The organism is Rheinheimera sp. KL1 (genome assembly GCF_001275035.1).
GTDB lineage: Bacteria > Pseudomonadota > Gammaproteobacteria > Enterobacterales > Alteromonadaceae > Pararheinheimera > Pararheinheimera tangshanensis.
Genome location: NZ_LAMX01000032.1, coordinates 19,947 through 36,499 on the forward strand (window position 1 = coordinate 19,947; position 16,553 = coordinate 36,499).

Here is a 16,553-nt window from a genome sequence, read left to right on the forward strand (position 1 = left end):
ATATTTTTTAGTCTGAGGTTTTGTATGCGTAAAGCGTCCAGTCGCGGTTTTGGCTTTACTGCAATCGCCATTTTGGTGTTATTAATGGCATTGTCGGCTTTTTTAACAAAGGCTGAAGCTACACAAGTGACTCAAAGTTCACAGGGACAGCAGTCGGTCGAAGGAATGAACTGACCAAATGCCCCCACCAGGTGGGGGATTTGCTATTTCTTCTGATGCCTTTCCCGGTTTTCCCTTTTTTGTTCCGCATTTTTTTGCAACAACACATAGGTAGCCGCATAACCGCCATGAGGTTTTAATGCCGTATGGCAAGCCAGTACTTCCGGGATTTGTGGTAACCATTTAAAGCAATAACTCTTTAAAATTGCCGGATGAGGTTTACTGTCGCGACCCATGCCATGGTGGATCAATAAAGTCCGAATACCACGTTGGTGACAATCGGCGATAAAACTGAACAATGCTGCACGCGCTTCCACCAAGGTTTTGCCCAATAGGTTCAGAGTCGCGTCCATCTGATATTTACCCAGCCGCAGATTTTTGTAGACACCATCCTGCACACCATCTTTTTTGTAGGCAATCACCTCATCAGGCGCAACCAGATCAACATATTCCATCGAGAGGTAATTAGGATCGTATTCCATTTCCTGTTCTGCCGCTTTGCGACGCGCCAGTTGTGCCAGACTTGGGTTATGTTCGCCATTGAGATCGGCCAGTGCATCCACATTCAGGCGCTTTACACCAGCCATTTCCTGTAAAAACAAGTCCAGCTCTTCGTCATGCATTTGTACTACTCCACCTTCAGCTGACCGGGATTACCCTATTATATACCCCTATGATTTGATGCCACAGCATTGATCCCGAGGTTTTTCATAGGGCTTACAGAAAATAGAAAAACTCGTTGAGACTCTGTACACCAGTCTTTTTATTGACACAAAAATTGATATATTTTAACAAGTATTTAACTTTGAGCTATGCTTAATGTGACTGTCATTCTCGCAAGGAGAGCATCATGATCCCAGAGCGGCTTTATGAAACTTTACCTTATCTTTATGTGATCAGTGGCTCACAAACTGCACTTTGGTTACCACACTGGACTGCCGCTCTATCAGGTGTTGTATTGATATTTGTGGGGGCAGTGGTTTGGGTTATACGCACGGACAAGCGTCGCAGCCCATATGGTATTAAATTTAAAGAACAAGGCGTGTTGCCCTTCTGGTGTTATGAGTTGCAGCCATTTATCTATCTGACCAGCGGTGTCTTATTGTTTAATTATGCACAAAGTTTTTTGCTGTATCCATCCGCCATGATTTTTCTGGTTGTAGGCATCCAGCTTTGGTTGTGCCGGATTTGTTGGCGCCGGCGTTCTTAAATCAGAGCTTTGGCTCAGCGGCCTGATGAAACCCAGAACATCGTTGCTGCGATAAATCCTTGCTGCTGACGTAACTGATATTTAGCACACTGCTCTTTGCTTTGTTCTGCAAAACATAAATACAACCTATGTTCATCTTCTGCCAATACTGCACGTTGATTGGTGTCAAGAATAGTGCCTTCGGCACCAAACCAACCAGGCATATAAATACTCTGAGTTGTTAAGCCTGCGCTATGGTATTCGAGCAATTGAGGTTTAGGTGCTATCACAAAAACGACCAACACAAGCAGGGCCAAACCCAGCCAAATGTTACGCATTGTTGCAGTGGAAGTCGCAGCTTGCTCTTCAGTGGTCCGTTTACTGGCTGAGCGTGACGCTGTGCGCAGCACCGGAGCTGAAGAGGTTGTGCTCTGTGGTTGAGACAGAGGCTTTTTATTGCCCGCTTTTTTTAACAGTTTTTGCTTTTCGGCCTCGCTCAAAAGCGAGGCCTTTTTAATTTGTTTGGCCATTAGTGACGTAAGTTAACTGTGCTGTTGGCGACAGTTTCGGTCATGATAAGCCAGGCTTGCAAGTTTTGTTTTAAGGAATCCGGGTCTATTTTGTCTAATGTGTCGTTGGGAGTGTGGTGATAGTCAAAATAGTCGGTGCCATCCTGTGATAAAGCTACGACTGGTACACCTGCCTGAGCTAATACAGAAACGTCAGGTCCGCCATAAGTGGTATTGCCGCCTAAAGCAATATTCAGATGAGCCAGTTTTTGTTGCAGCTCTTTGGCAAAAGGCAAGGCTTTGTCACCAAAGCGGCTTTCAATTTGCCAGATCCTGCCTGCACCAAAATCTGATTCTGCCGCTAGGATGTGTTTGTCTAAATCTTTATAGTGTTTGGCGGCATAAGCTCTTGCTCCTAATAATCCGCCCTCTTCGTTACCATAAAGTACAACCCGGATGGTACGTTTCGGTTTTCCTTTTTGCTTAATTAAAGCCCCTGTTGCCATGGCTAAAGCCACACCTGCGCCATCATCCAACGCACCTGTACCCTGGTCCCACGAATCCAAATGGCCACTGATCAGCACTATTTCTTCAGGTTTTTCAGTGCCAGTGATTTCTGCTATCACGTTATGGCTGGTTGCAGTCTGTAGTTGGTTGTCCATTTGTAGTTTTAATTCTACGTTTGGCGAAAGTTTGAGCATTTTTTCCAGGTTCTGTGCATCAGGCACAGAAATAGCTACTGCAGGAATTTTAGGGATGGCTTCGTCGTACTTCATAGTGCCGGTATGGGCAAATCTGTTTGTGCTGGTGCCTACAGAACGAATCGCTATTGCGACAGCACCTAACTTGGCTGCCTCCACTGCACCACGGGAACGTGCGGCCACCACTTGTCCATAAAAAGAGCCCGATTTGTCTTTAGCCATTGGTTTATTAATAAAGACGATTTTACCTTTAACAGCAGCCGCATCGGCTTTTTCTAAGGCTTCAATACTGTCGAACATCACCACGGAGGCAGTAATACCAGCCGCAGGAGTTCCAACGGAGCCACCTAAGGAGGTTAATACAAAAGACTGAGCGAAAGGGGACACCACTTCAAGACTCGCCTGACCGCGGGTCCAACCCGGCATATCAAACTCTTCTGTCCAGACTTTGTCATAACCCAGCTGCTTTAAGTGAGTTACGGCCCACTGGACGGCACGACGATCCGCTTCGCTGCCTGCGATACGCGGGCCTACTTCCACTGTTAACGACTCCACCAGTTTATAGGCTAAATCCTGATCCACGGAAACCGGAGCTGTTGCAGCCCACACTGCTGGCGCGAATAATGCGCCTGAAATGATCGTTTGCCAAAATTTCATCTTTGTCTTGCACCCTGTAATCTAATCATGCAGTCACTGTAGCACGCAGATATCCGCTCTCATCTTTGGATTGCGACAAAAAGCTAAGGCCTGGAGTCCGTTGTGTGAACCTTTGCCTCATTTGTGGGTCCCTGATGAGTCAGGTGCAGTCCGAAATACGACAGATGAGAATAGATCGTATTGCCCGTGTAGAGCTCAGGGCTGCATAATGTAGTTTTTAGATCAAAAGAAGCAACAAAATGAAATTGGAAGAAATGCTGAAAAATTCGGCGCAGGCAGCCAAGCTGTTGAAGGCGGTTTCCAATGAACGCCGTTTGTTGATTTTATGTTATTTGCTTGAGTCTGAGTTATCAGTCACAGAGATGAATGACAAGTTAGGTTTAAGTCAGTCCGCTTTATCTCAGCACTTAGCTGTACTCAGACGACAAAAACTGGTGAAAACCCGTAAAGAAGCTCAAACCGTGTTTTATCGCATCCACAGTGAAGAAGCTGTCGCTTTGATTGGACTGCTGCATAAACTCTATTGTGAGAAGAAATAAAGGACGGTATGAGGTTTGTAGCGCCACGGATGGTAGCGAATACAAAATTGCCCGGAGCAATTTTGAACAACTCAACGCGTTGGCCCAACAGGGTGAGCACCATGGATGGTAGCGAATAAATAATTGCATGGAGCAATTGTTAACATTGGAGCAAAGCGACGATGGCCCGAAGGGTGAGCGTCATGGATGACGGCGAATACAAAATCGTCAGGAACGATTTTTAACAGCTTTAGCTGGCCCAAAGGGTGAGCGTCATGGATGACGGCGAATAAAAAAACCACCTTGCGGTGGTTTTTTCAATGCACTGTCACAGTATGCTGCTGCAAGCAACAGCTTACTGAAATTAAGCAGCTTTAGTAGCTAAAGCTTTAACGTGTGCATTTAAGCGTGACTTATGACGGGCAGCTTTGTTCTTATGGATCAGACCTTTGTCTGCCATACGATCCAAAATTGGAACCATCTTTTTGAACGCTTCTTGTGAAGCAGCTAAGTCAGCAGTTAACACTGCAGCGTATGTTTTCTTCATGAAAGTACGCATCATTGAGCGCTGACTTGCGTTTTGCTGACGACGCTTTTCTGATTGAATAGCGCGCTTCTTAGCAGACTTAATGTTAGCCAAGGTAACACTCCTAAAAACTAAACCGGGACCTTTAAAGGCCGCATAATATGCCTATTTTGTAGGCCCTTGTCAAATGGTTTCCTTGACAGATTACAGAATAAAATTAGCCCTTCGCTGGTAATCCATTCTGACTCGGGTGAAAATAGCAGAAATGTCGTTGCAGGAGCAGTCTGTGTCAGGAAAATTATTAAAATCAGGCATGATCGTAAGCTTTATGACCCTTATTTCACGGGTACTTGGCTTAGTCCGGGATGTGATTGTCGCCAACGTATTGGGTGCTGGCGCTATGGCCGACGTATTCTTTATGGCCAATCGTATTCCTAATTTTTTACGACGTTTATTTGCTGAAGGAGCATTTTCGCAAGCTTTTGTGCCTGTACTGGCTGAAGTAAAAGAAAAACATGGTGATGATGCGGTGCGTGAGCTTGTCGCCAAAGCAGCCGGTACTTTGGGTTTAATTGTCACAGGCGTCACTTTAGTGGCTGTCATTGGCTCACCTGTACTGATGATGTTATTTGGTGCTGGCTGGTTTAGTGCTTATTTAGACGGCGCACCTGAAGGAGATAAATACCTGCAGGCCAGTTTTCTGTTAAAAATCACCTTCCCTTATTTGTGGTTTATCACTTTTGTCGCTTTATCCGGCGCAGTGCTCAATACCTATAACAAATTTGCAGTGGCTGCTTTCACGCCAGTATTTTTAAATATTGCCATGATAGGTGCTGCGATTTATTTAGCACCGCAAATGCAGAACCCGGCTGAGGCTATTGCCTGGGGCGTGTTTTTAGGTGGTTTAATTCAGTTTCTGTTTCAACTGCCGTTTTTAGCCAAAGCCGGATTATTGGTGATGCCACGCTGGGGCTGGAAAGATCCAAACGTGACGAAAATCCGCACTTTAATGATCCCGGCCTTATTTGGGGTGTCTGTCAGTCAAATTAACCTATTACTGGATGCTGTTATCGCGTCCTTTTTAGTCACAGGTGCTGTCAGCTGGTTGTATTACTCTGACCGCCTGCTGGAGTTTCCTTTAGGTTTATTTGGTATTGCTATTGCTACTGTGATTTTGCCTGGCTTATCCCGTCATTACGCGGCAGCGAGCGAAGCAGCCTTCAAATACACGCTGGATTGGGCTGTACGTTTTATTTGCCTGTTTGGTATTCCTTCTATGATGGGGTTAATAGTACTGGCAGAACCTATTATTGCGTCGGTCTTTATGCGTGGAGAATTCACCGCTGAGGACGTAGTAAAAACTTCGCACAGCCTGATTGCTTACAACACGGGATTAGTGGCTCTAATGCTGATTAAAGTGCTGGCACCTGCTTTTTATGCGCGCCAGGATATAAAAACGCCGGTACGAATTGCCATTATCGCTATGGTGGCCAATATGGTTTTTAACCTGATGCTGGCACCTTTTTTAAGTTATGTTGGTCTGGCATTAGCCACGGCTATGTCTGGTACTTTAAATGCTTATTTACTCTATCGTGGCTTAAAACAGCGCGATATTTATAGTTTCAGCAGCAAAACCAGCTGGTTTATTGCTAAAGCTTTTGTTGCTGCTGTTGTGATGGCGGGCTGCTTATTTTATGTCATGCCGGATCTGGCAGGCTGGATTGCTTTGGGTTTATCAGGCCAGGTGCTGCATCTGTTGGCTTATTTTGGCTTTGCTATTGTGGCCTACTTTGTTTTACTTTTTGTGTTTGGTGTGCGTTTGAACGATTTTAAACGCCAGACAAATGCTGAAAGCAAATGATTATGCGGTTATAATCGGGCACTTTCGAAAGCAGCAGAGTAAGAATACCGAATGGAGTTAATTCGCGGCTTACATACAATACAACCCAGGCATCAGGGCTGCGTGTTAACTATCGGCAACTTTGATGGCGTGCATCTGGGGCATCAGGCCGTATTGACGCAATTAAAAGCTATTGCGGCAGAGTTAAATTTACCTGCAGTGGTGATGGTGTTTGAACCCCAGCCACTGGAGTTGTTTAACCCTGAAGGTGCACCAGCACGTTTATGCCGGTTTCGGGAAAAATATCATTGGTTAGCGCAACAAGGGGTGGATCGCATGCTTTGCGTGCCTTTTACCCGTGAATTTGCCAGTCAGCAGCCAGAGCAGTTTATTCAGGATTTATTGCTGAATAAACTCGGCGTTAGGCATTTGATTGTGGGTGATGATTTTTGTTTTGGTAAAACCGTGCCGGTAATTTTGCGTTGTTACAGCAGGCTGCAGTGAAGCACGGTTTTGGTTTGGGCAGCACTGCCAGTCTGAAACAAAACGATCAGCGAGTCAGCAGTACGTTAATTCGCCAGGCACTGGAGCACGATCAGCTAGAGCTGGCTGCCCAAATGTTAGGCCGGCCTTTTTCACTGATGGGTCGGGTGCGGCATGGTCAGAAAGTAGGGCGTCAGCTTGGCTTTCCGACGGCTAATGTCTGGCTTTACCGCAAGAATTTACCTGTGCATGGTGTGTATGCCATTGAAGCTGTGACCCAAATGGGGCTTTACCATGGTGTGGCCAATATAGGTTCCAGACCGACGCTACAAGGTAAAAAAGAGCAGCTTGAAGCACATTTTTTTGATTTTAACGGCGACTTATACGGCCAGCAGATTGAAGTGATTTTAAAACAGAAAATCAGGCCGGAGCGACGTTTTGACGGCCTTGCGCAATTACAACAACAAATTGCCTTAGATGCGCAGCAGGCGCGCGATTATTTTGCTTTGCCACCCGCTTAAGCGACTTGCAAAGCGACACGAATTTAAACTTAAAGAAGACGGAACAACAACGGATGACTGACTACAAGCAGACTTTGAATTTACCGGACACGGCTTTTGCCATGCGCGCCAACCTTGCGCAGCGTGAGCCACAGATGTTAGCCAGCTGGACAGAAAAAAATCTGTACCAGAAAATTCGTCAGGCCAAACAAGGTAAAAAAACCTTTATCCTGCACGATGGCCCTCCATACGCCAACGGTAACATTCACATTGGTCACGCGGTCAATAAAATCCTTAAGGATATGATTGTTAAAGCCAAAACCTTGTCTGACTTCGATGCCCCTTATGTGCCGGGTTGGGACTGTCATGGTCTGCCTATTGAGCTGGTCGTTGAAAAGAAATACGGCAAACCAGGCGTCAAGTTAAGCGCGGCCGAATTCCGTCAAAAATGCCGTGATTATGCTTTGACGCAGATCGAAGCCCAGAAAGTCGACTTTATCCGTTTAGGCGTGTTAGGCGATTGGGACAATCCATACCGCACTATGGATTTTACTACCGAAGCCAATATCATCCGCTCTTTAGGTCGTATCATCGACAATGGTCACTTGCAGCAAGGCTTTAAGCCAGTGCACTGGTGTACTGACTGTGGTTCTGCTTTGGCTGAAGCTGAAGTGGAATATCAGGACAAAGTATCACCAGCCATTGATGTTCGTTTCACTTTGGTGAACGAAGCTGACGTAAATAAATTTGATCACCCTGAAGGTCACACCGGTTCTGGCCCTGTGTCTGTTGTGATCTGGACGACCACGCCATGGACTATTCCGGCTAACCGCGCTGTAGCGCTGAATGCCAAAATTGATTACAGCCTGGTGCAAGTCGAACAAGGACCAAATGGTCCTGAGCGTTTAATTTTGGCGACAGATTTAGTCACTGCTGTGATGGCTCGTGCTGGTGTGGAGCATTACCATAATTTAGGTTTCTGCAAAGGTCAGGCACTGGAGCTGGTGAAGTTAAAACACCCACTGTACGACTTTGAAGTACCGGTGATTTTAGGTGATCACGTCACAACCGATTCTGGTACTGGTGCTGTGCATACTGCCCCTGGCCACGGTCCGGAAGACTTTACCGTCGGTAAGCTCTACAACTTAGAAGTGGCCAACCCTGTAGGCGCCAACGGCGTCTATCTGCCGGATACGCCACTTTTTGCCGGTCAGCATGTGTTTAAAGCCAACGACTCTGTGGTTGAAGCCTTAAAAGAAGCCGGCAAGCTCTTAGTGTATAAAGCCTTAACGCACAGCTACCCGCATTGCTGGCGCCATAAAACCCCTATTATTTTCCGTGCTACGCCGCAGTGGTTTATCAGCATGGAACAAAAAGGCCTGCGCAGCACTTCTTTAGACGAAATTGGCAAAACCCGCTGGATCCCGGATTGGGGTCAGCAGCGTATTGAAAACATGGTAGCAGGTCGTCCGGACTGGTGTATTTCCCGTCAGCGTACCTGGGGCGTGCCTATTGCTCTGTTTGTTGATAAAGACACCAGTGCCTTACACCCAAATACACAGGCACTGATGGAGCAAGTGGCTCAGTTAGTTGAAAAGTCTGGTATTCAGGCCTGGTTTGATTTAGACGCCGAAACTTTGCTGGGCGCTGATGCGGCTCAGTACGTCAAAGTGACAGACACGCTGGACGTCTGGTTTGACTCAGGCGTGACGCACGCTTGTGTCATTGAGCCTCGTGCAGAATTTCATGGTGCCACTCAGGCCGATCTGTATTTAGAAGGTTCGGATCAGCACCGCGGCTGGTTTATGTCGTCTCTGATGACAGGTGTGGCCATTAAACACCATGCGCCATACAAACAAGTACTGACCCATGGTTTTACTGTGGACGGTGAAGGCCGCAAAATGTCCAAGTCTTTGGGCAATGTGGTGTCGCCGCAGGATGTGATGAACAAGTTAGGCGCTGATATTCTGCGCTTATGGGTCGCGACTACGGATTACACCTCAGAGATGACAGTCTCTGATGAAATCTTAAACCGTGCTGCTGACAAATACCGTCGTATCCGTAATACAGCCCGTTTCCTTTTGGCGAACTTAAAAGGTTTTGAGCCAGCAACACAATTAGTGCCATTTGAAGAGATGGTGCAGCTGGATTTATGGCTGGTGCAACGTGCTGCCAAATTGCAGCAGGAAATTGTCGACGCCTATGAAAACTACCAGTTCCACCAGGTCAGCCAGAAGTTAATGAATTTCTGTACTGTGGAGTTGGGTAGCTTCTACTTAGACGTGATTAAAGACCGTCAATATACGGCAAAAACCGATGGCTTAGCCCGTCGTTCTTGTCAGACTGCATTATTCCACGTGGTGCAGGCCATGGTGCGCTGGATGGCGCCTATCATGAGTTTCACTGCTCAGGAAATCTGGGAAGTGATGCCAGGGCAGCATAGCGAGTTTGTCTTTACTGAAGTCTGGTATCAGGGCTTAGACACTGTTCCTGCCGGTCAGTTTGATGATGCCTTCTGGCAACAACTGCTGGAAGTGCGTGACGCCGTCAACAAGGTGCTGGAAGTCGGCCGTCGTGATGGCAAAATTGGTGCGTCATTACAAGCTGAAGTGACCTTGTATGCTAAAGGCCAGCTGGCTTCAGACCTAACCTCTATCGGCGACGAGTTACGTTTTGCCTTGCTCACCTCGACTGCTGTCGTATCCGCTGAAGCGGCTCCTGCTGATGCTGTAGCCACCGAAATGGATAACTTATTTGTCGTACTGAACGCATCCACTGCACCTAAGTGTGACCGTTGCTGGCACCACAGACACGATGTTGGCCTGAATCCAGCACATCCGCTGATTTGTATCCGCTGTGTCGATAACGTTGAAGGCGCTGGTGAAGTAAGGAAGTTTGCCTGATGCATTTATTTAAAGGCCGTTTATTTACGGAGACAGGCTGGCGCTGGTGGTGGCTGGTGTTATTGGTGCTGGTCGCTGACCAGCTTAGCAAAGTTTGGGTCATTCAGAACTTCAATCTGGGTGAATCAGTGTCTTTGCTGCCGGTTTTTAATTTCACTTATGCCCGTAACTATGGTGCTGCGTTTTCGTTTTTAGGTGACGCAGGTGGCTGGCAACGTTGGTTCTTCACCCTGATCGCTGTGGTGGTCAGTATCGTATTAGCTGTCTGGTTAAGCCGTTTAGCGAAAACCCAGCTGAAATTATCTTTAGCCTTGAGCCTGATTATCAGCGGTGCTATTGGTAATTTAATCGACCGCAGCCTGTATGGTTATGTGGTGGATTTTCTGCATGTGTTTTATCAGAACTGGCATTACCCTATTTTTAATATTGCCGATTGTGCTATCAGCATAGGCGCCGTTTTACTGATCTGGGATAGCTTTACTAACGAAAGCGAAACTCAGAACGCCACTTCAGGAGACAAACAGTGATCATAGGTCCAGGCAGTACTGTGATATTTCACTTTGATATTAAATTATCCGATGGCAGCGCCGCCGAAAGTACTCGTGTGCATAACAAACCGGCCAAACTGCAAATGGGCGATGGCAGCTTGTCACCCGCCTTTGAAGCTCAGTTAGGCGGTATGGCGGCGGGCGATAAACGCACCTTTACGCTGGCCCCGGAAGATGCCTACGGTATGCCTAATCCTGACAATATTTATTATGTCGACCGCAGTAAGTTTTCCGCTGATGCTCCGGCCAAAGTCGGCATGATCGTCGGTTTTGCTATGCCAGACGGTTCTGAATTGCCTGGTCTTATTCGTGACGTGGTGGGCGAGTCTGTGACAGTAGATTTTAACCATCCACTGGCAGGCCAGACTCTGACCTTTAATGTTGAAATCGTACAGGTTATCAATTAATTATGGATATCTTACTCGCCAATCCACGGGGTTTTTGTGCCGGTGTCGACCGTGCTATCAGTATAGTGTCCCGTGCGCTGGAAATTTACGAGCCGCCTATTTATGTGCGCCATGAAGTGGTGCATAACAAATTTGTGGTCGATGGCTTACGTCGCGCCGGTGCAGTCTTTGTTGACGAGCTGGACGAAGTGCCGGACGATGCCATCGTCATTTTCAGTGCTCATGGTGTATCGCAGGCCGTGCGTGAAAATGCCAAGCAACGTGGTTTGAAAGTGTTTGATGCCACTTGTCCGCTGGTGACCAAAGTGCATATGGAAGTCACCCGTGCCAGTCGTAAAGGTATTGAATGTATTCTGATTGGCCATGCCGGACACCCGGAAGTCGAAGGCACTATGGGGCAATACGACAACTCTGAAGGGGGCATTTACCTGGTCGAGTCGGTCGGAGACGTTGAAAAACTGCAGGTGAAAAACCCTGCGCAGTTATGTTTCAGCAGTCAGACTACTTTATCTGTCGATGACACAGCTGATGTGATTGATGCGCTGCGCAAACGTTTCCCTGATATTGAAGGGCCACGTAAAGACGATATCTGTTACGCCACACAAAACCGTCAGGATGCGGTGCGTGAGCTGTCGGCCAAAACTGAACTCTTATTAGTGGTTGGCGCAAAAAACAGCAGTAATTCAAACCGCCTGAGAGAACTCGCCGAAAAGATGGGTTGCCGTTCTTACCTCATTGATACAGCGGCTGATATTCAGCAGGACTGGTTAAAAGATGTGAAGTCTGTTGGTGTCACAGCGGGTGCTTCGGCGCCTGAAGTGCTGGTGCAGCAGGTGGTACAGCGTTTGACTGAATGGGGGGGCAAACAAGTGATAGAGCACCCTGGCCGCGAAGAAAATGTGATTTTTGCGGTGCCGGCAGAATTAAGATAAACAATAAGCCTCGTGAAAACGGGGCTTTTTTTTACCTGATTTTCAGCCTTGTATGGGGCAGATGTTAAATCCTAGGGCTGTTTTGCAGGCCACTGGCTAATGCAGCAGACTTTGCTAAAGTTAGGCTACTGGCGCAGTGGTGTTTTGCCGCAGGAGTCTACAGTCTTTGAAAAAACCTTATACCTTTGGTTTCAGCCTGATTGAGCTAATGATTGCCATTACTGTCGCGGGTATCCTCTTTGCCATAGCTTTGCCTGCATACCAGGAGTATATGATGGTGTCCCGCCGGGCTGATGCAGTAGAAAGCTTGTTCACTCTCTCGCAGCAATTAGAACGTCAGTTCACACAGACCAACAGTTATACCGGCTTATCTCTGGCTACATCGTCCAACGGCGGCTTTTATACTATTTCAGCAGAGATAACTGATACTGCGTTTATATTAACTGCAACGGCCACAGGTGCTCAAAGTTCAGATTCTGACTGCAGCACTTTTACTCTGAATCAGCGTGGCGAGAAAGGCGGCTCTGATCCTCAGGGGTGCTGGTAAATGCTCAATCAGCTGCGTTCAGGTTTTAGTTTGATCGAACTTATGGTAGCAGTAAGCCTGATATTGATCCTGACCCTGATCGCAGTACCTGCGATGGATACTATGCTTAAGCAAAATACGGTACGCAGTCAGGCAAATTCGCTCCTGGCGTTACTTCAGTTCACCCGCTCTGAGGCGATTAAGCAACAACAGACTATCCAGCTAACTTTGTCCGACACAGACGAGGGATGGAAAGCTGATGTGACGCGGGTTACTGATGCTCAGCTTTTACGATCAATGAGTCATGATACTGTTGATATCCTGCTAACCGATGACACAACAGTTTTGTTTGACGCCAAAGGCCGGTCTACGGCGCAAGCTGTATCACTTTATCTTATACCGGTCACTCTGATTTAGACCGCCATCTCTTCGTCAGCTTGGGTGGGCAGATAGCCGTTGAGCCGGGAGGCTGTGGCGTATGACCTCACTCCGTTCATCTTCAGGATTCAGTTTACTGGAGGTTCTGGTTTCGGTATTGATCCTGTCCTTTGGTCTTTTAGGTATGGCTGGTTTACAGCTCAAATCTTTGCAAAATAGCCATTCAGCATACCAACGTACTTTAGCAACAGTGATCGCAATGGATGCGGGAGAGCGACTCTGGGCCAACAGTGCATCAGCTGCGCCTTTAAACACAGCAGAACTGGCTCAGCAGTGGCAGGAACACTGGCAAAGTGCTGAGGATGGACGTTTAACTTTGCCCGGTTTGGCTGCGACGATCACAGCGCCTGCAGTTGGAGAGACCACTTACATTATTCATATCAATTGGGATGAAAGCCGGTTTAGCGGTAGTGCAGAGACTCATTTCACTTATGCGCTGGATTTATATCCATGAAGCTCATACAACACTATGGCCTGACCCTGGTTGAGCTACTGATTGGTTTAACCCTAGGTATTATTCTGATCTGGGGAGGGATTCAGATTTTTGTCGCCGGGCAACATGCTTACCGCGAGTCACAGCGTTTTAGTGTGTTACAGGGGCATGTCAGTTTTGTAACCGATAGTTTGCTGAATGATGTCAGAGGAGCCAGCGCTGTGGATCTCAACGCAAGTTTTGACATGCTGACTATCAACCAGGGCGCTGCAGTGATTACCTATCAGCTAACGAACGGCACTGAGCTTCATCGAGCCTTGACAGGCGAAGCCGCAGCTGTGATCGCCGATAACATACAGAGTATCCTTTTTAATTGCCTGGATGCAGACTCGTTAGTGGTCGCTTGTGTCAATGCGGTGACCCTAGAAACCCAGGTACAGCTGGAGACCGGAGATGCGGATTACAGCCGACAGCATCAGTTCACGTTTCGCATTGCGCTACGTAATGTAGTGATGACGCAAAAATTTGCAGTTGCAGCTTCAGGAGGTTGAGCCATGAGGTATCAAGAACGTGGAGCTGTGTTGATTGTCAGTCTGATGTTGCTAGCTGTAGCTACTGTAGTAGGAATAGCGGGCATAGGTAATACGCAACTGGCAGAGCGCATTGCCTCAAATCAAAAGCAGGCTTCGGAAGCTTTTATGGCTGCAGAAAGTGGCCTTGTAAGAGCGAAGGTCTGGTTTGATGACCCGGCAAACGCCGGTTTGTGGGGCGACAGTGTCGGTACTCTGGCTGCTATTAACGCTGGCCAGCAAAATTTACAAAATAGTGCACAGTGGCGGCTGGCATCTGTCGATTATGTGTCTCATCCTGGTTTTGCGCTTCTTGTCAGTGTGGGGACTATCAGTCATACAGGAGTCACCCGCAAGGTACAGGCGTTGTATCAACAGGCGAAGGCGTCGGGTAATCTTGCCGCTATGAATATCATAGGCAATATCAAAACCTTTGATACGGCGAACAGCGCTTCATTTGAAATCATAGGTGAGCTGGATGAGCAAGGTAATGCGATAGGACCAGCACTTGCCACTAATACGGATGCTAATGTCGCGTTGATGGAAGCGGATATTAACAGCAAGGGCCGGATGGATAACTACGAAGGCGGCATCAAAAAAGTTGAATTTGATGATCCTTTTGGTGATCCGGAAAAAATGGCTGAATTTATAACAGCATTAAAGGCTGAGTATTATGCGTTGCCCGTGGCACAACGAGGCGTTGCCCCGAATAATATGGGTACAATAGCTGTCCCGCGCATTACTTATCACAGCGGCCCATTGCAATTAAAAGGAAATAACAGCGGAGCTGGGATTTTAGTGGTAGAGGGGAACTTGGCTTTTTCTGGCACCCCCAGTTTTGAAGGGCTGATTATTGTCACAGGGCAGACTTTTACCATTTCTGGTGGCGGTAATGGTGGTGTGTTGGGGGGCGCTGTGGTATTTGCCAACCCGTTACAGGATGCAGATACAGGAGAGTGGACTTTTGGCCAGGCTGAAGCAACTTTTGTGTTCGATGTAGATGGCGGAGGCAAAGCCACATTCAGATATGACAAGGGCTCCCTCGAAACCGCACGTGACTTATTAAGTGAAAATGGTGCAGCCCAACAAATGTGGCAACTGGATAGCAGTGCTGGTTCCAGTGCAGCCACACCCAGTAGTATGAGTGCCTGGAGTGAGGTGTATTAACGAGCTACTGGTGCGACCATTATGAAAAAGTGTTGGTTAGATTTGACCTTTTAAGGAACGGAGGTAAATTTAAGGTAAACGGACTTTTTCGAGCGCAAGGATATGCCACATGCCTCTGGTTTTACCTTCACCGAAGTTCTGATCAGTTTATTTTTACTCTGTCTAACAGGGCTTGGTGCTTTAAGTGCCTCTCTGTTTGCGCGTCAACAAGTGATTCTGGCGACCCAACAAACCATAGCTTTGTCCCTGACTGTCGAATTGGCTGAGAGGATGGCAAGCCATAACAGTGTGGCTTCAGATTACGAAGGCATACACCCACTCTGGATGGCAGAACAGCCCAGCGATTGTACCGAAAGCTATGGATGTGATGCGCAGCAACTTAGTCAGTATCATTTGTACAGTACCTTAAGTGCCTCAGGTCATCCACAGAGTTTACAATTGTTGCAGCAACCCGCACTTTGTATCCGTCAACAAGCCGGACAAAAGCTTATCCAACTGAGCTGGCGCTCTTTGGCTAAAGTGCAAATCCAGCGTCCGGCTTCTATCTGTGATGTGTCACCTCACCGGCTACAAATTTCTATGGTGGTGCCTTGAAATGCGTGGCTTCACCCTGGTGGAGTTGCTGGTCAGTCTGACCTTGGGTTTAGTCTTGATGGCTTTTCTGATCGGTACTTTGTTTGCGACTCAGCAGTCCAATCGCCAAACTCAGCAGTTAGTGCAGCTGCAGCAAAACAGCCAGATGCTGATGAGCTTGTTTCAGGCCGAGCTGCCTAATCTGATGTTTTTTGCCGGCCGCAGTCTGGCTGATGTTGCATCCGCAACCCATCAGCTTGCGCCTGTATTGGGGGATTGTGCCAGTGACACTGATGTCGGCAGCTTTCCTGTCAAAGGCCGACCTTATTTAGGCCTATATACGGAAATAGTGCAGCAGCATAACCATCTGGAGTGTTTAAGTCAGCCCAAGCCTGGTTCGGAGCTGCTGCAGTTTAAGCGCATTGTAGGAGTCAGCCTGACTGCAACTCAAATGCGCTCAAACCGGATTTATTTTGAAACTTCCCCGGCCAGTAGTCAGTTTGTGACCAGCTCAAGTGCTGACTTAGTACCAGACTCCTTGTATTGGCCCTATTCTCATCAGGTTTTTTATATCGCGGAACAAAAGCACTCAGGTGAAATAGTCCCTGTACTGATGCGTAAGCGTTTGATCCGAAACGCTGCTGGGCAAAACATTATGACAACGGACTCCATTTTAGATGGAGTGGAGAGAATGCATTTTGAATTTGGTCTGGATGCTAATTTAGACGGTCAAGTGGATTATTATTTGGGAACAGCGCAAATGCAGCCAGAGCACTGGCAGCAACAGAAGCATCGTATTATCAACATTAAATTTTACCTGTTATTACGTAGTTTGGACGAAGATTTTAGTTATCAAAATAATCAGCTGTATCAGATGGGGCGAGAATGGTTTAAAGCTCCTTCCGATCCGTTTCGACGCCTGTTAGTCAGCAGTTCTGTGGCATTTAGCAACACGCGCCTATAAAAGGAGATCGT

The 16,553-nt window shown here is 47.3% G+C and carries 21 protein-coding genes; 17 read left to right on the forward strand and 4 right to left on the reverse strand.

From position 1 onward, the window contains the following. Positions 1-24 precede the first annotated feature (24 nt). Positions 25-174 carry a hypothetical protein gene (locus WH43_RS20945; RefSeq protein WP_185148585.1) on the forward strand — a complete coding sequence of 50 codons (150 nt, stop codon included), beginning with the start codon at positions 25-27 and terminating at the stop codon, positions 172-174. Positions 175-203: 29 nt separating this feature from the next. On the opposite strand, the gene smrA is transcribed toward WH43_RS20945, so the two are convergent. Next, positions 204-782 carry a DNA endonuclease SmrA gene (smrA, locus tag WH43_RS17830; protein WP_053425920.1) on the reverse strand — a complete coding sequence of 193 codons (579 nt, stop codon included), beginning with the start codon at positions 780-782 and terminating at the stop codon, positions 204-206. Between the two features lie 227 nt (positions 783-1,009). Here smrA and WH43_RS17835 point away from each other — a divergent pair, with 227 nt between their 5' ends. Beyond that, a complete protein-coding gene (locus WH43_RS17835) occupies positions 1,010-1,369 on the forward strand; it encodes a hypothetical protein (RefSeq protein ID WP_053425921.1) in 360 nt (119 codons plus the stop codon). A 14-nt stretch (positions 1,370-1,383) separates the two neighbouring features. Here WH43_RS17835 and WH43_RS17840 read toward each other — a convergent pair whose 3' ends face one another. Together WH43_RS17840 and WH43_RS17845 are read right to left on the reverse strand one after the other, a co-directional pair. Then, a complete protein-coding gene (locus tag WH43_RS17840) occupies positions 1,384-1,848 on the reverse strand; it encodes a hypothetical protein (protein ID WP_152342893.1) in 465 nt (154 codons plus the stop codon). A 29-nt stretch (positions 1,849-1,877) separates the two neighbouring features. Beyond that, a complete protein-coding gene (locus tag WH43_RS17845; RefSeq protein WP_053425923.1) occupies positions 1,878-3,215 on the reverse strand; it encodes a M20/M25/M40 family metallo-hydrolase in 1,338 nt (445 codons plus the stop codon). 239 nt (positions 3,216-3,454) lie between these two features. Here WH43_RS17845 and WH43_RS17850 point away from each other — a divergent pair, with 239 nt between their 5' ends. Beyond that, entirely contained in the window at positions 3,455-3,754 is a 300-nt protein-coding gene (locus tag WH43_RS17850) for an ArsR/SmtB family transcription factor (RefSeq protein WP_053425924.1), read from the forward strand. A 343-nt stretch (positions 3,755-4,097) separates the two neighbouring features. Here WH43_RS17850 and rpsT read toward each other — a convergent pair whose 3' ends face one another. Continuing rightward, positions 4,098-4,373, reverse strand: coding sequence for a 30S ribosomal protein S20 (gene rpsT, locus WH43_RS17855; RefSeq protein ID WP_008900529.1), 276 nt, complete (start codon positions 4,371-4,373; stop codon positions 4,098-4,100). 172 nt (positions 4,374-4,545) lie between these two features. On the opposite strand from rpsT, the gene murJ reads away from it, so the two are divergent. The 14 genes from murJ to WH43_RS17920 all read left to right on the forward strand — a co-directional run bounded on the left by murJ (position 4,546) and on the right by WH43_RS17920 (position 16,542). Continuing rightward, positions 4,546-6,120 carry a murein biosynthesis integral membrane protein MurJ gene (gene murJ, locus WH43_RS17860; protein WP_053425925.1) on the forward strand — a complete coding sequence of 525 codons (1,575 nt, stop codon included), beginning with the start codon at positions 4,546-4,548 and terminating at the stop codon, positions 6,118-6,120. A gap of 51 nt (positions 6,121-6,171) precedes the next feature. Next, positions 6,172-6,603, forward strand: a complete 432-nt coding sequence (locus WH43_RS21125) for a hypothetical protein (protein WP_353504809.1) — start codon at positions 6,172-6,174, stop codon at positions 6,601-6,603. Continuing rightward, positions 6,600-7,103: a riboflavin biosynthesis protein RibF gene (ribF, locus tag WH43_RS21130; protein WP_353504810.1), complete on the forward strand. Its 504-nt coding sequence runs from the start codon at positions 6,600-6,602 to the stop codon at positions 7,101-7,103. Before WH43_RS21125 ends, ribF begins: the two co-directional genes overlap by 4 nt. 53 nt (positions 7,104-7,156) lie before the next feature. Then, positions 7,157-9,985 (forward strand): isoleucine--tRNA ligase, encoded by a 2,829-nt coding sequence (gene ileS, locus WH43_RS17870; protein ID WP_053425926.1) that lies wholly within the window; start codon positions 7,157-7,159, stop codon positions 9,983-9,985. Then, the gene (lspA, locus tag WH43_RS17875) at positions 9,985-10,512 is read left to right on the forward strand and encodes a signal peptidase II (protein ID WP_053425927.1); all 528 of its coding nucleotides are present in this window, start codon (positions 9,985-9,987) and stop codon (positions 10,510-10,512) included. The genes ileS and lspA overlap by 1 nt, the downstream gene beginning before the upstream one ends. Then, positions 10,509-10,940, forward strand: coding sequence for an FKBP-type peptidyl-prolyl cis-trans isomerase (gene fkpB / locus WH43_RS17880; RefSeq protein WP_053425928.1), 432 nt, complete (start codon positions 10,509-10,511; stop codon positions 10,938-10,940). The genes lspA and fkpB overlap by 4 nt, the downstream gene beginning before the upstream one ends. A gap of 2 nt (positions 10,941-10,942) precedes the next feature. Then, positions 10,943-11,872: a 4-hydroxy-3-methylbut-2-enyl diphosphate reductase gene (ispH, locus tag WH43_RS17885; protein ID WP_053425929.1), complete on the forward strand. Its 930-nt coding sequence runs from the start codon at positions 10,943-10,945 to the stop codon at positions 11,870-11,872. Between the two features lie 166 nt (positions 11,873-12,038). Continuing rightward, complete coding sequence (locus WH43_RS17890; protein ID WP_053425930.1) at positions 12,039-12,419, forward strand: type IV pilin protein; 381 nt, start codon at positions 12,039-12,041, stop codon at positions 12,417-12,419. After that, positions 12,420-12,815: a GspH/FimT family pseudopilin gene (locus WH43_RS17895; protein WP_053425931.1), complete on the forward strand. Its 396-nt coding sequence runs from the start codon at positions 12,420-12,422 to the stop codon at positions 12,813-12,815. A gap of 61 nt (positions 12,816-12,876) precedes the next feature. Further along, positions 12,877-13,290: a type IV pilus modification protein PilV gene (gene pilV / locus WH43_RS17900; RefSeq protein ID WP_053425932.1), complete on the forward strand. Its 414-nt coding sequence runs from the start codon at positions 12,877-12,879 to the stop codon at positions 13,288-13,290. Continuing rightward, positions 13,287-13,820, forward strand: a complete 534-nt coding sequence (locus WH43_RS17905; protein ID WP_053425933.1) for a PilW family protein — start codon at positions 13,287-13,289, stop codon at positions 13,818-13,820. Before pilV ends, WH43_RS17905 begins: the two co-directional genes overlap by 4 nt. A 3-nt stretch (positions 13,821-13,823) precedes the next feature. Then, a complete protein-coding gene (locus WH43_RS17910) occupies positions 13,824-15,005 on the forward strand; it encodes a pilus assembly PilX family protein (RefSeq protein WP_053425934.1) in 1,182 nt (393 codons plus the stop codon). Positions 15,006-15,107: 102 nt separating this feature from the next. Next, the gene (locus WH43_RS17915) at positions 15,108-15,599 is read left to right on the forward strand and encodes a type IV pilus modification PilV family protein (RefSeq protein ID WP_053425935.1); all 492 of its coding nucleotides are present in this window, start codon (positions 15,108-15,110) and stop codon (positions 15,597-15,599) included. A 1-nt stretch (position 15,600) separates the two neighbouring features. Then, entirely contained in the window at positions 15,601-16,542 is a 942-nt protein-coding gene (locus WH43_RS17920; protein WP_053425936.1) for a PilW family protein, read from the forward strand. Positions 16,543-16,553 lie beyond the last annotated feature (11 nt).

Coding starts and splice junctions, on each gene's coding strand:
- WH43_RS20945 (WP_185148585.1), top strand. CDS start 25: ATGCGTAAAGCGTCCAGTCGCGGTTTTGGCTTTACTGCAATCGCCATT.
- smrA (WP_053425920.1), bottom strand. CDS start 782: ATGCATGACGAAGAGCTGGACTTGTTTTTACAGGAAATGGCTGGTGTA.
- WH43_RS17835 (WP_053425921.1), top strand. CDS start 1,010: ATGATCCCAGAGCGGCTTTATGAAACTTTACCTTATCTTTATGTGATC.
- WH43_RS17845 (WP_053425923.1), bottom strand. CDS start 3,215: ATGAAATTTTGGCAAACGATCATTTCAGGCGCATTATTCGCGCCAGCA.
- WH43_RS17850 (WP_053425924.1), top strand. CDS start 3,455: ATGAAATTGGAAGAAATGCTGAAAAATTCGGCGCAGGCAGCCAAGCTG.
- WH43_RS21125 (WP_353504809.1), top strand. CDS start 6,172: ATGGAGTTAATTCGCGGCTTACATACAATACAACCCAGGCATCAGGGC.
- ileS (WP_053425926.1), top strand. CDS start 7,157: ATGACTGACTACAAGCAGACTTTGAATTTACCGGACACGGCTTTTGCC.
- lspA (WP_053425927.1), top strand. CDS start 9,985: ATGCATTTATTTAAAGGCCGTTTATTTACGGAGACAGGCTGGCGCTGG.
- ispH (WP_053425929.1), top strand. CDS start 10,943: ATGGATATCTTACTCGCCAATCCACGGGGTTTTTGTGCCGGTGTCGAC.
- WH43_RS17895 (WP_053425931.1), top strand. CDS start 12,420: ATGCTCAATCAGCTGCGTTCAGGTTTTAGTTTGATCGAACTTATGGTA.
- pilV (WP_053425932.1), top strand. CDS start 12,877: ATGACCTCACTCCGTTCATCTTCAGGATTCAGTTTACTGGAGGTTCTG.
- WH43_RS17905 (WP_053425933.1), top strand. CDS start 13,287: ATGAAGCTCATACAACACTATGGCCTGACCCTGGTTGAGCTACTGATT.
- WH43_RS17910 (WP_053425934.1), top strand. CDS start 13,824: ATGAGGTATCAAGAACGTGGAGCTGTGTTGATTGTCAGTCTGATGTTG.
- WH43_RS17915 (WP_053425935.1), top strand. CDS start 15,108: ATGCCACATGCCTCTGGTTTTACCTTCACCGAAGTTCTGATCAGTTTA.
- WH43_RS17920 (WP_053425936.1), top strand. CDS start 15,601: ATGCGTGGCTTCACCCTGGTGGAGTTGCTGGTCAGTCTGACCTTGGGT.